Origin of the sequence: Salegentibacter salarius (assembly GCF_900168265.1) — a bacterium.
In the GTDB taxonomy this organism is placed as follows: Bacteria; Bacteroidota; Bacteroidia; order Flavobacteriales; family Flavobacteriaceae; genus Salegentibacter; species Salegentibacter salarius.
Window position 1 is genome coordinate 202608 of record NZ_FVZF01000002.1, and the last position, 12562, is coordinate 215169.

The window sequence follows — 12562 nt, forward strand, 5'->3', positions numbered from 1 at the left end:
ACTTTTTCTTTTTATTCGGTTCTAAGGGCATCTACAGGCTTTATTTTAATTGCATTCTGCGCAGGTATAAGCCCCGCCAATAAACCTGAGCATACTAAAATTGCCAGTGCGGTAAGCACTACACCCAAATCTACACTTGGGTTAGCAAACATCATTTCTGAAGTATCCATTCCGCTTAAAGCATAATTTACTGCTGCAATTATTCCCGTGGCGAAAATAATTCCGGCCATTCCCGAGATAATAGTCAGGAAAATAGATTCCATTAAAATTTGCCCCCTAATAGACCAGGGCGTAGCCCCAAGAGCACGTCTTACCCCAATCTCGTTTGTTCTTTCTTTTACTACGATTAGCATAATATTACTAATCCCAATAATTCCCGAAAGCAATACCAGGATACCTACAAAATAGGCGACTGCTTTTAGTGCCACGAACAACCCGTTTATTTTGTTGAATTCTTCATATAAATCAAAATTTCCCACAGCCCTGTCATCTTCCGGATGAATGGAATGCCTGCTTTTTATAAGATCCAGAATGCGAGATTTTAAACTGGTGATAGAATTTTCATCGTGAGCGGTAATCGCCATCCAACCTACGGTATCGCCCATATTAAAAGCCTGGGAAAATGCAGTAAATGGTACATAGATTTCTTTTTGAGCTTCTTCTGCGTTTCCGCCGCCACCGCCTTTTTTCTTATAGGTGCCTATTACCATAAAATTGACACCGTTAATTTTGAGATAAGTTCCCAAAACCTCCTCATCCTTTTCATAAAGTTCGCGTCTCACCCCTTCTCCAATTATCGCAACTTTACGCTTTTCTTCGATATCGAGATAATTGATAAACCTTCCGGCAGTAACATCCATAGGTTCCTGCTGAATGATCTCGGGATAATCACCATATACATTGAAAGCACCGGTTTGAAGGCCCCGCACCACATTATTATTTCCGCCGAAACCTCCTAATTGGTTTCTTGGAGAAATAAATCGAAGTCCCGGCACATTTTCTCTAAGCGCTTCAACATCTCCTGTTTTAAAATTATAATTTCGGCCTTTAGGCAAGCCTTTATATGGTTTAGAAGGAGTTTGAGTCCACATAAACATGGTATTGGTAGCAATACCTCCAAAACCTTTTTTTACGCCATTCTCAAGCCCTTTTCCGGCAGCAAGTAGAATTACAAGGATAAAGATTCCCCACATTACCCCAAAAGCAGTTAGTAAAGTTCTAAACCAGTTAGAACTTAGTGCTTCAATTATTTCGCTCCATTTATCCCTGCTAAACATATTATTCGTCTCTTAATGCTACAATAGGTTTAATTCTCGCAGCCCTCCAGGCAGGAAAAAATCCGGCAATAGCACCGGCAAGAACCAAAATAAAAACGGTGGTAAGCGCTACATTAAAATTAACTGCAGGATTAGCAATATACTGGGTTTCTATAAGTGGCCCCACGAATTCCAACAACAGTAAACTGGCAATTAAGCCAATAAACCCGGCTATTGCAGTTACAAAAATAGATTCGTGCAATACCATTCCAACTATAGAAAGCGGCTCTGCCCCCAGGGCTTTCCGAATTCCAATTTCTCGAGTTCTTTCTTTTACGATAATGAGCATAATATTACTTACTCCCACAACCCCGGCGATAATGGTACAAATACCAACACCCCAAAAGAAGAATTTTATCATATCCATAAGATCGTAGAAGCGCTTCGCATTTTCCAGGGAATTATTTATGCTTACCGCACTTTCATCATCTGGAGCTATAGTATGTGTTTCTTTAAGTTGCGTTTCAACATCTGCGGTAAACCGATTAGAAGCAGCGAGAGCCGCTTGAAAATTGTCTTCGGGTTCTAAGGTGAAAGCCATATTGGCAATATTGTTACCGCCGCCAAAAACACGTTGAGCGGTAGAAATAGGCATAAAAACCTTACTTTCTTCTCGTTCGCCTCCCGGATCGGTATAAACTCCAATTACTTTAAAATTTATTCCGGAAATTTGAACGTATTTTCCTATTGGGTCTTTACTATCTTTAAAAAGGTCGTTTCGAACTTTATTCCCTACCACCACAACTTTTTCAAAATTGTCATGATCTTTATAATTTACAAATCGGCCTTCTATCATCCCGCTATTTTCAAGAAACTGATAATCGGGATAAACACCTTCCACGCGATACGAGCCAGATTCTTTACCATAGTTTACTATCCCATTCCAAATTCTAAAAATAGAAGATCTAAATTCTAAGTCGTCCTGGTGTTTTAAGGCGGTGTAGTCAAAATCTTCATTCTTCATTTGAATTCTCCTACCCGGGTTTAAACCTTTGTATTCTTTAGAAGTCACACCGGTATAAACATAAATAATATTGGCGGCATCCCTTTCAAACTCCTGTGAAATTCCATTACGCATACCTTCACCAATTCCCAGGAGAACTACCAAAATAAAGATCCCTGAAGCTACCGAAAGCCCGGTTAAAAAGGTTCGTAATTTATTTTTACGAATCGTATCAAAGATCTCTTCCCAACGCTCTAAATCAAACATTTTCCAGCGCTCTTACTTGATTAACCTTAGTATCCTGAATTATCTTACCGTCTTTTAAATTGACGATTCTCTTTGTCATTGCAGCAATATCGGGTTCGTGAGTTACTACAAGTATTGTTCGGCCTTCATCATTGATCTCCTGAATTAGATTCATCACTTCATAAGATGTTTTTGAATCTAATGCTCCGGTAGGTTCATCGGCTAAAAGTACTTTTGGATCGCTGGCTAGCGCTCTTGCAATTGCAACTCTTTGTTTCTGCCCTCCGGAAAGTTCATTTGGCAAATGTCCTGCCCAGTCGGCAAGACCAACTTTTTCCAGGTAAGCCATAGCTTTATCTACACGTTCGCCACGTTTAATCCCCTGGTAATAAAGCGGAAGCGCTACATTATCCAAAGCATTTTTATAAGAAATAAGGTTGAAAGACTGAAAAATGAAGCCCAAAAACTTATTACGGTAACGAGCGGCAATTTTTTCATTTAGATTTTTAATAGGAACGCCATCCAGGGTATAAGAACCTGAATCTGCTTCATCAAGCATCCCAAGAATGTTTAAAAGGGTAGATTTCCCCGATCCTGAAGACCCCATAATAGAAACGAGTTCTCCTTCGGCTACGCTAAAATTAATTCCTTTTAAAACGTGCAGTGAGTTACTACCCATTTTATAGGATTTATGAAGATCTTTAATTTCTATCATCGCAGTGAAATTACAGGTTGCTAACTTTTTATTGAAAAGCGTCACCCATAAGACTCTGCGAAAGAGAAAAAGTTACAGTATAATTAAGAAAATATTTTGAAGTTGTTTAAGCTTCGCCAGATTTTTTGGCTTTTTTACGTGAACGATAGATAAAGTAACCTAACCCACCAACCAGGAGATAAGGAAAAGCCATAAGGTAAAGAATCCCATCATTGATACCTTTTGCAGCGCTTTGATCGGTATCACTTTCCAGAACTGCCCGACACATTGAGCATTGTGCTTCTGCTATTTCAGGAAGCAAAAGTAAGAGGGAAATAAGAAATAAAAACCTGATTTTCATAGTGATAATTTCTGAATGCAAAGTTAAGAAATTTTACTAGATAATTGAGATTAAATGCTCCGTCCCGAAAAATCGGGATGCCTAGAAATCAAGCTATATTTTCCAATAATAATGTTTTGTGAGCTTGCTACTAAGTTGTTTTCGTTCAAGCTTCAATTAGAGGTGTTAAGACTTGATTTTTTCAGAAGCAATTATTTTTAATAATATGGCCACATAAAAATATAGACCAAAACCCCGGTAATCGCCACGTATAACCAAATAGGAAACGTCCAGCGGGCAATTTTTGCGTGCTTTTTATATTCCCCGGTCAAACCGCGATACATAGTGAAAAGAACTAAAGGCACAATAATGGCCGAAAGCACAATATGAGTTATAAGGATAAAGAAATAAACAGGTCGCAAAATACCTTCCCCGCCATAAGGCACAGGATCATTACTGATTTTTGAGATCACATAACTCACTAAAAATATAGCTGAAAGCCCAAAAGCAATAATCATAGTATTTCGGTGCAATTTATATTCCCGAATACTCATAAAGAAATAACCAAGCATCAATAAAATGGCCGTTGAGCCATTTAAAACCGCGTGAAAAAACGGGAAAGTCCCGGTTTGAGTACCAAAAATATTATAGCGCTCAGGCAAATACATTAAAATTAGCACTATGATAGGCACCAATACAGATAGCGCGATAATTACGGGCACCGCAACTTTATCGGTTTTTGTCAATGTTCTTTTCACAGTAATTTTTTAATATCTTCAATTAAAATATCAATTTGTGGTTCTTCCTCACCTTCCACTACCGATTTGTTTCTCTCTACCGAACCGCGGTAGTATATTATTGGGTTACCAAACCTATCCAGACGAGACCTAATATAACCTTCTTTATCTACAAGCGCGAACAAGCCCTGGTGTGCAAAACCACCGGGAACATCGCTATCTTCTCCCGCATAAATATTGAAGCCTCCATTGGCCAGGCCGTAAATAGAATCTTTTTCACCGGTTAATAAATTCCAGTTAGGATGATCTATTCCATAATTTTCGGCATAAGATTTTAAAACCTCTGGCGTGTCATGTTTTGGATCTATAGAAAATGAAACTATTCCAAAATCTTCTTTATCCTGAAATTCTTCCTGAACCTCTACGAGATTCTGATTCATTATTGGGCAAATTGTAGGACAGGTAGTAAAAAAGAATTCGGCCACATATACTTTCCCCAGGTAATCTTTATTAGAAATGGTATCCCCATCCTGATTTACCAATTGAAAATCTGGAGCCTTTTTCTTTCTCCCATTAATTTCTATATAAGCAAGTTTCTTATTGGTATTAGATCTCTTTTCTGCGCCTTTAACATTCAACCTATCAGCTTTCACCACCTCATCACTCGTAATGGTTTTCACAATTTTGGGAATAAAAATAATTCCAAAGACAAGGATAATTAGAGAGAGACCAATGTAAGAATATTTTCTTTTCATTTTAATTATTTTTTCTTTCGGCGTTATTCTTTTTTAAAGCTAACCGGTATTCGGCAAGAATTACTTTTACGTCATCATTCATTTTATCGCTCAATTCTGCTACGGAGCGAGAATCATAGCCATAAACTTTTCCAAAATCTTCATCATCATCCCTACCTCTTAAATTAAGATCTTTATCCACAATAAAAACATAGGGAGTATAAGTACCTTCCAAATTATGCGGTGTATCAAAGCTTTTAAAGGTTTCTTTTATCTCTGTAGGAGCACCAAAAATGAATTTCCATTTTTCGGTTTCAGAAATACCACTAAACTCATCTTTAAATTTTTTGGCCTCCTCGCGGGCTTCGTTGGGAAGCACTACTACAAACTGAAAATCATTGAATTCGTAATATTTCTCAAGTATTTTTTGATCAAGATTAAAGGTGTTGCCTTTTAGATCATCGAGATTTTCACCAAAAAAAGATACAATGCTAATTTTATCCTCTAAGCTAATTGAATTCCCATCAAGGTCTTCAAACTCAGAAACATCGTTAACATTTTCGGTTAAAACAGGTAATTTGGCGAAATTATTTTGCCCTGAAGCAAAAAACATATAAGCGATAATAGGCAGTGCAAAGAGCACTAAAAGCACAAAAAACTTTTTCATATCCTGTATATAAAAGTGGTGCAAAAATAAAAAGACGGTTTAACAAAACCGCCTTTCTATACATTTTTAACTTTTAAAGCCTTTACTTAAAAATCCCAGGCAACGTGGTTAGTTTTATAAACCTCGTAGATATAACCACCCTCGGTTAGAAGAATAAAAATAAGGTAACTAATCAAGAAAATTGACGTCCAAACTATTGCACGTCGTAAGCCTTTAGTTTCTCCCTCCAGGTGCATAAACGCCCAGGCGATATAATAAGCTTTGTAAATTGTTAGTATGATGAAGATCCAGTTAAGGAGCGACATACTTAAAAAAGAAGTTTCTGTTAGAAAATCGGGCTTTATAATCCCTAAAATAACTTCAACTAATGTTATAACGGAAAGGATTACAAAAACCGTCCAGATCCTCTTTGTATTAGATTCGTGATGATGTGCTGTATCGTGTGCCATTTTTATTTATTTCTGAAATTAAACCAGGTAAAAGAATGTAAAAACAAATACCCAAACTAAATCTACAAAGTGCCAGTAAAGACCAACTTTTTCTACCATTTCATAATTACCTCTACGCTCGTAAGTTCCCAGAATCACATTAAAGAAGATAATGATATTGATGAGTACCCCTGAAAAAACGTGGAAACCGTGAAAACCGGTAATAAAGAAAAAGAAATCGGCAAACAATGGCGGGCCATATTCGTTACGGGTAAGATTAGCACCTTCTATCACGCCAACAGCTTCACTATTTAATTTAGCAACGGACTCTTCGCGAGAAAGAATGGTTTTTTCACCCTCTTCGTTTACCATTTGAGTTCTTATTAAGAGGTCTGAGTTTTCGCCAAAACCTGCTTTTACTTCTTCTATAGAATAAGATGGTAAAGATCTTTCACTTTCAAACCAAATTCCATTTCTGGCTTCATGTTCTACTCTAACTGAAGCTTCTGGAACAGCGATATCTGAAAGAGCCACTCTGTGACCATCGCCATCAATAAATTGTAAAATGTTACCACCTTCGGTATAAACAGCGCCATAAGTACCATTGATGAAATTTTTCCATTCCCAGGCTTGAGAACCAAGGAAAATAATCCCTCCAATTATGGTAAGAAACATATAAAAAGTAACCTTTCCTTTCTTTAACTGGTGACCGGCATCTACTGCCAATACCATGGTTACAGAAGAAAAGATAAGAATAAACGTCATTAAAGCCACATAATACATTGGTGCATCCACACCGTGTAAAAATGGGAAGTGATTAAAAACTTCGTCGGCAATTGGCCAGGAGTCTATAAATTTAAAGCGGGAGAACCCATAAGCTGCAAGAAAACCAGAGAAGGTAAGAGCATCGGAAGTGATAAAAAACCACATCATCAATTTGCCATAACTGGCCTTTAAAGGTTCATTTCCACCACCCCAGGTTTTACCTTCGGTGCCTGTTCTAACAACAGTAGCTTCCATAGAAGAGTATTTAAATTTTAAGTATTGCGCAAAAATACGCAATTTTATTATCTAAAGAAATATAAAAACACAAACAGGTATATCCACATAAGATCAACAAAATGCCAAAAAGTCGCACCTAGCTCAATACCAAGCATTTGACCTTTTTTATAACGTTGTTTAAAATGGTTATAAATTACTACTAAAAGCGTGATTATACCTGCCAGTAGGTGCACCATATGCACTAAAACCAACACATAAATAAAAGAAGTAGTAATACTACTTTCGCTTCCGGTAAAGTAATATCCGTTAGCAATAATTTCAGTAAAACCATTAAATTGAAAGACCACAAACAATACTGCAAGTACTAATGTGCCAATTAACATGGCTGAAGCATTTCTGCGATTTCCAGACAAAATACTTTGTTTCGCAAGAATAAAAGTGACACTACTCAAGACTATAACAAGCGTACTCCAAAAAAAGGCACTTGGCAGCTCGAATTCCGTTAGCCAGTCTGGCCTTGTTTTGCTCACAACATAAGCACTGGTTAAACCACCAAAGGTCATTATCATGCTAATTATTCCAAACCAGAGCATCATCTTTTTAGCCCGGTCGTATTTGTGCTTTTCAGCACCCTGAGTTAAATCCATTGTCTTATAAATTTATCTAAAACATATACTATTTGTAGCAGCGTAATATAAGATACGCTCGCAAACATTAATTTTTTAGCTGCTTGGGCAGTTTTTTCTTTATACAATTTAAATGCATAATAAAGCATTCCCAGACCCAGCAAAAGAATAATTGCACCAGCAACAGGAGTTAGATAGAGTTTCCCTGTTACCCCAAACACCGGAATTAATGATACTAAAACAGTCCAAACAGAATAAAGAATAATTTGTATTGCAGTTCCCCTATCCCGTTTTCCGGTAGGCAACATAAAGAACCCACCTTTTTTATAATCGTCATATAACCACCAGCCAATAGCCCAAAAATGCGGGAACTGCCAGAAGAATTGGATCATAAATAAAGTGCCGGGTTCTATACTAAAATCTCCGGTGGCCGCTACCCAACCCAACATAAAAGGAATTGCTCCCGGAATAGCACCCACAAATACCGATAACGGAGTTTTAGTCTTTAGCGGAGTATATACACTTACATATATAAAAATACTAATAGCCCCAAACATCGCGGTTTTAGGGTTAATAATATATAGTACTATAAGTCCTGAAATTGTAAAAACACTGGCAATTAAAAACGCGGTACTTACCGACATTCTTCCATCGGGAATCGGCCGGTTCTTGGTGCGATCCATAAGCGCATCCAAATTACGTTCTATAACCTGATTGTATGCATTTGAGGCACCAACCATAAAATACCCGCCAATAGCTAATAAAAAGACAGTAACAAAATCTATGTTATCGGCGCCTAAAAAATAACCTGCAATAGATGAAAAAACCACGCTTACAGCAAGCCGAACCTTGGTAATTTCTTTAAAGTCTGTTAGGATAGAAGCCGAGGAAGTATGTACACCGGTGCTGCTCAAAAATAGGTTTTTTCAATTGGCGCAAAGATACTCCTTAATTGGGTTTTGGCAAGGGGGCAAAAATGTTAATTTTCAGCACTTAGCGATTTGATATAATATTCAGAAAAAAATTGAAGAAATGGAATGTTTAGTAATCATAATACCAGTTAAAAATATCGGTCCTAATTCCAAAATTTAACCAGCTTGTAGTATTCTCAAAAGTTTGGGCAGTTTTTATATCTGGATCGAAAGAGCGATAAATAAAACTTCCATATAATTTAAGGTTGGTTGCCGGGTTCACAATATAGCCGGCCTCAATACTGGAAAATAAAGAATTAGTAGTATTTCCCTGGCCTATTTCTACACCCGTATCAAAAGGTCGCTGACGCTCACTGGTATAAATATCTCCTCCATAAGCAGCCTGATTGGTTGCCATATTATAATCGAAACCTCTTTTGCCGTAAATCACCTTGGCATTTCCATACCACCTGTCTTTTTTATAACGAGCAATAGCAAGAATTTCTCTAAAATTAGAACCCCATAAGTGAGCCATAGACTGATTATTATGCCCATAATTTAAAACTCCCGTATTATGGGAATAAGTATAAGGCCGCACCTGGTTATATTCTGCCTGTAGAAATAACCCGGGAATTTTAAAAGCATCAAAATATTTTACTCCTAATTGATACCCAAGTTTGTTTTTCCAGCTTTGATTTCCTCCAAATACATCAGAGGTGGAGAATTCATCTATAATCATTTGACCATAAACATTAATTTCATCTGAAAACTTATATTTTGAAGTAAGACCGATTATTGCATTTCCGCCTCGGGCCCCGGTAGAAAATTCTATGGCCCGGTAAAATATAATCGGATTCAAATAATTTAAATCGAAACCACGATTATTATCATTTTCCCAAACTACAGATTCAAATAAACCAATATTAAGTCTTTTGGTAACATTATAACTTAAATAATGGTTGGCCATATATTTTGTTCTAAAGGATCCATTTTCTGTAACTGCCGGTCTCACATCACGCAAAGACATCCAGGTATTGGTATATTTTAATTTCCAAAACGTGGTGTTGAGTTTAAAATAAGGATACGGGGAAGCATTATCACTCATTAAAAGCGAGCGGTAGCCATCTCCAATAAAGTTTTTACCGTGACCAAATTGCAGGTTGAAGAATTTATTTGGCGTATAAGACAAATAACCTTCGGCCACAGGATAATCATACCCCTCATCCATAAATGGTTTTGCAATTCCTCTTCCCGGGATTATTGCCGGATCACCACCATCTGGCCTTAAAGACTCTGCAAAGCGGTTATAATAATCGGCAAACCTGCCCTGATTTTCGTAGGCTACCGTATAGAAATTGAAATTTTTCCCTAAACCACCCTGAAAAATTAGCGCCCGGGTATTGTTATAAGTAAAGTCGAATTCTGTTTGCTGAAAATCCTTACCTAACTGAAGATCTAAAGCAAAATCCAGCGTAAACCAGTAATCTTCGGTTTCATATTGAACCAGGTGTTCGTTTAGCAATTTACGCCCAAACCAGGAATTCACATCCTTAAGCATTTTATTTTCTTCAGCCTTAAAATCGTAATATTTTGAAACTTCAGAAAAAAGTAAAGGTTTTGAAGCCGCGTGTGTATTCACCCCTATTTTATTGAATTCAGCATAAAAGCGGCTATAATACTCGTGGGAAAGCGGAATATTTATCTGGCTTTCGTAGCGAGGCCGTGTAAATTCTCCCGATTGAATCTCATCATATTCATTGATTAAATCACTTTCTTTTTCCAATTCAATAATCTCAGGCTCCGCTTTATAATTACTCCTGGAAGTTTGCTCTAGTTGCTCCGTATTTAATGATAACGGAATTTTTACCGGCATTTTAAATTGAACAAAAATAGGCCTGGCGTTATAGGTGGCTGGGTTAATTTGAGGAAGAAGATCAAAAACCCGTTGCATTTCTTCTTTCAGCTCAATATATGCTGCATCTGTATAAATAATTGCGAAATCACCATTTTCATCAACTTCAAAAATCACAGTAATTTTTCCCCGGTAATCCTCTCTAATAACTTCAGAAGGAACCTTGTAATTATCAAGAATAAACTCCCTTAAGGTGTTTTTAAAACACACCGATTTATTTTCGAAATCTACGTTTACACACTGGGGAAACTCGGGAAAGCGTTGGGTATAACCCTGAGCCTGAGATTTTAAATTAATACTGAATAATAAAACCAGAAGAAACAGGTAGCTCTTCATATTAAAATTAGGGAAAGATTGGTTACACCTTGGAAATATACATTTTTTGAATAGAGTAAACCAGCTAAAAATAAAAAATCCCGGGACGAGCCCGGGATTTAAAATCTATATAAGAACTTTTATTAGTCCTGTACCTGGAATACAATTGGTAAAGAGTACATAACTCCTACTGCTTTACCTCTTTGTTTACCTGGTTGCATTTTAGGCAATTTATTAATTACCCTTGCTGCTTCTTGCTCCAACCTTGGGTGAGGAGCACGAGACATTACATTGGTAATATTTCCTTTTTCATCAATTTTAAACTGAACGATTACCCTGTTTACACCAGAAAGACCAAGCTCTGCACCAAGATCGGTATCAAAGTTACGGTTTACAAACTGACTGATCTTTTGGCTCATACATTGTTTACGCTCTTCGTTGTTGCTTAGGTTTTCGCAACCTGGGAAAATTGGCACATCTTCAATAACAGCAAAAGGTACATCTTCCACCTCTTCTTCTGTAGGCGCCTCAACAACTTCCTCTACTTCTACAATCTCATCAAGATTTGTTTCAGTAGACTCAATTTCGTCTTCTTCTACCTCTTCCTCATCCTCTACAACTTCAATAACCTCTGGTGCCGGAGGCGGAGGTGGTGGCGGTGGAGGCGTATTCTGCATCTCTGTAATTGGGATTTCTTCATCGTCTAGATCGTCCATATTTAACTGACCGGTATCAATGGCTTCCTTGTCATAAGTCTTCCATTCAATAGCACGCCAGGTAATTAACAGGACCAGGACAAGCCCCAACTGGAGAAACAGCACGCTCTTTCTCTTTAAATCGGCTTTTGGATTTTTCTTTGGTTCCATAATAGGTTATTGATTAATAAGGATTGCTAAATTAAATATTTTTTCTAAAAAATTAAATTAATCTTACTATTTAACCTTTTTAGACTCTTTTCAAAGAAAAGAAAGATAACAACAGCAAGTAAAATTCCAGCGGTATTAGCCAGGATATCGAACCAATCTGGCTCGCGATAACTGGTGAGCACACCTTGCAAAACCTCAATTAACATACCAAACAGCACTGCGAGGCCCGCTATTTTAAACAGATTGTTTTTATAAGTACTTTTAGGCTTATTTTTCAACATAAAATATACCTTCCACAATACCAACAACCCAAAATAAGCTCCAAGATGTAAAAGTTTATCTGTAGGACTAAAGCTTCCAACGCTAATCTTACCAAGTTTCACTAAAGAGGAAACCGTAAGTAAAATAGTATAAAAAGCAGCTACAAATAAGGCTATTCTAGCTACCAAGAATTTCTTTATAGGCATCTGCACTTAAAAGCTCTTCTAACTGAGATTCATCAGAAAATTTCACTTTAATCATCCAACCTTCTCCGTAAGGATCTGAATTCACCTTTTCCGGTTCGTCTTCAAGGCTCTCATTAAACTCAATTATCTCTCCTGATATTGGCAAATAAAGGTCTGAAACAGTTTTTACAGCTTCTACAGTACCAAAAACCTCTTCTTTATCTAGGGTTTCATCCAGAGTTTCTACCTCTACATAAACGATATCTCCCAATTCGCTTTGAGCGAAATCTGTAATACCGATGGTTACTGTATCACCTTCTACCCTAATCCATTCGTGGTCTTTAGTGTACTTTAATTCTTGTGGAATATTCATTAGTTC

Annotated in this window: 15 protein-coding genes; all 15 read right to left on the reverse strand. The window is 37.2% G+C overall.

The window, feature by feature from the left end:
* Positions 1-11: 11 nt before the first annotated feature.
* Entirely contained in the window at positions 12-1277 is a 1266-nt protein-coding gene (locus B5440_RS02200; protein ID WP_070053852.1) for an ABC transporter permease, read from the reverse strand.
* A gap of 1 nt (position 1278) precedes the next feature.
* On the reverse strand, positions 1279-2526 hold the full coding sequence (locus B5440_RS02205; RefSeq protein ID WP_070053853.1) for an ABC transporter permease: 1248 nt from the start codon (positions 2524-2526) through the stop codon (positions 1279-1281).
* Positions 2519-3220, reverse strand: coding sequence for an ABC transporter ATP-binding protein (locus tag B5440_RS02210; protein WP_070053854.1), 702 nt, complete (start codon positions 3218-3220; stop codon positions 2519-2521). The genes B5440_RS02205 and B5440_RS02210 overlap by 8 nt, the downstream gene beginning before the upstream one ends.
* A gap of 106 nt (positions 3221-3326) precedes the next feature.
* Entirely contained in the window at positions 3327-3560 is a 234-nt protein-coding gene (locus tag B5440_RS02215; RefSeq protein ID WP_070053855.1) for a hypothetical protein, read from the reverse strand.
* Between the two features lie 197 nt (positions 3561-3757).
* Positions 3758-4297: a DUF420 domain-containing protein gene (locus tag B5440_RS02220; protein ID WP_070053856.1), complete on the reverse strand. Its 540-nt coding sequence runs from the start codon at positions 4295-4297 to the stop codon at positions 3758-3760.
* Positions 4294-5031 carry an SCO family protein gene (locus B5440_RS02225; RefSeq protein WP_070053857.1) on the reverse strand — a complete coding sequence of 246 codons (738 nt, stop codon included), beginning with the start codon at positions 5029-5031 and terminating at the stop codon, positions 4294-4296. Before B5440_RS02225 ends, B5440_RS02220 begins: the two co-directional genes overlap by 4 nt.
* A 1-nt stretch (position 5032) precedes the next feature.
* Positions 5033-5677, reverse strand: a complete 645-nt coding sequence (locus tag B5440_RS02230) for a hypothetical protein (protein WP_070053858.1) — start codon at positions 5675-5677, stop codon at positions 5033-5035.
* An 86-nt stretch (positions 5678-5763) separates the two neighbouring features.
* Complete coding sequence (locus B5440_RS02235; RefSeq protein WP_070053859.1) at positions 5764-6126, reverse strand: cytochrome C oxidase subunit IV family protein; 363 nt, start codon at positions 6124-6126, stop codon at positions 5764-5766.
* An 18-nt stretch (positions 6127-6144) separates the two neighbouring features.
* The gene (locus tag B5440_RS02240; RefSeq protein ID WP_070053860.1) at positions 6145-7125 is read right to left on the reverse strand and encodes a cytochrome c oxidase subunit 3; all 981 of its coding nucleotides are present in this window, start codon (positions 7123-7125) and stop codon (positions 6145-6147) included.
* 47 nt (positions 7126-7172) lie between these two features.
* Positions 7173-7754: a cytochrome c oxidase subunit 3 gene (locus B5440_RS02245; protein WP_070053861.1), complete on the reverse strand. Its 582-nt coding sequence runs from the start codon at positions 7752-7754 to the stop codon at positions 7173-7175.
* Positions 7745-8647 (reverse strand): heme o synthase, encoded by a 903-nt coding sequence (gene cyoE, locus B5440_RS02250; protein ID WP_070053862.1) that lies wholly within the window; start codon positions 8645-8647, stop codon positions 7745-7747. Before cyoE ends, B5440_RS02245 begins: the two co-directional genes overlap by 10 nt.
* 127 nt (positions 8648-8774) lie before the next feature.
* Positions 8775-10892 (reverse strand): gliding motility protein RemB, encoded by a 2118-nt coding sequence (locus B5440_RS02255; protein ID WP_070053863.1) that lies wholly within the window; start codon positions 10890-10892, stop codon positions 8775-8777.
* Positions 10893-11014: 122 nt separating this feature from the next.
* Positions 11015-11737 carry an energy transducer TonB gene (locus B5440_RS02260; RefSeq protein ID WP_070053864.1) on the reverse strand — a complete coding sequence of 241 codons (723 nt, stop codon included), beginning with the start codon at positions 11735-11737 and terminating at the stop codon, positions 11015-11017.
* Between the two features lie 44 nt (positions 11738-11781).
* On the reverse strand, positions 11782-12186 hold the full coding sequence (locus B5440_RS02265; RefSeq protein WP_232755998.1) for a VanZ family protein: 405 nt from the start codon (positions 12184-12186) through the stop codon (positions 11782-11784).
* Positions 12176-12556, reverse strand: a complete 381-nt coding sequence (gene gcvH, locus B5440_RS02270; protein WP_070053865.1) for a glycine cleavage system protein GcvH — start codon at positions 12554-12556, stop codon at positions 12176-12178. The genes B5440_RS02265 and gcvH overlap by 11 nt, the downstream gene beginning before the upstream one ends.
* Positions 12557-12562: the final 6 nt, after the last annotated feature.

Bases quoted from the DNA above. Each gene is read 5' to 3' on its own strand.
- B5440_RS02200 (WP_070053852.1), bottom strand. From the start codon at position 1,277: ATGTTTAGCAGGGATAAATGGAGCGAAATAATTGAAGCACTAAGTTCT.
- B5440_RS02205 (WP_070053853.1), bottom strand. From the start codon at position 2,526: ATGTTTGATTTAGAGCGTTGGGAAGAGATCTTTGATACGATTCGTAAA.
- B5440_RS02210 (WP_070053854.1), bottom strand. From the start codon at position 3,220: ATGATAGAAATTAAAGATCTTCATAAATCCTATAAAATGGGTAGTAAC.
- B5440_RS02215 (WP_070053855.1), bottom strand. From the start codon at position 3,560: ATGAAAATCAGGTTTTTATTTCTTATTTCCCTCTTACTTTTGCTTCCT.
- B5440_RS02225 (WP_070053857.1), bottom strand. From the start codon at position 5,031: ATGAAAAGAAAATATTCTTACATTGGTCTCTCTCTAATTATCCTTGTC.
- B5440_RS02230 (WP_070053858.1), bottom strand. From the start codon at position 5,677: ATGAAAAAGTTTTTTGTGCTTTTAGTGCTCTTTGCACTGCCTATTATC.
- B5440_RS02235 (WP_070053859.1), bottom strand. From the start codon at position 6,126: ATGGCACACGATACAGCACATCATCACGAATCTAATACAAAGAGGATC.
- B5440_RS02240 (WP_070053860.1), bottom strand. From the start codon at position 7,125: ATGGAAGCTACTGTTGTTAGAACAGGCACCGAAGGTAAAACCTGGGGT.
- B5440_RS02245 (WP_070053861.1), bottom strand. From the start codon at position 7,754: ATGGATTTAACTCAGGGTGCTGAAAAGCACAAATACGACCGGGCTAAA.
- B5440_RS02255 (WP_070053863.1), bottom strand. From the start codon at position 10,892: ATGAAGAGCTACCTGTTTCTTCTGGTTTTATTATTCAGTATTAATTTA.
- B5440_RS02260 (WP_070053864.1), bottom strand. From the start codon at position 11,737: ATGGAACCAAAGAAAAATCCAAAAGCCGATTTAAAGAGAAAGAGCGTG.
- gcvH (WP_070053865.1), bottom strand. From the start codon at position 12,556: ATGAATATTCCACAAGAATTAAAGTACACTAAAGACCACGAATGGATT.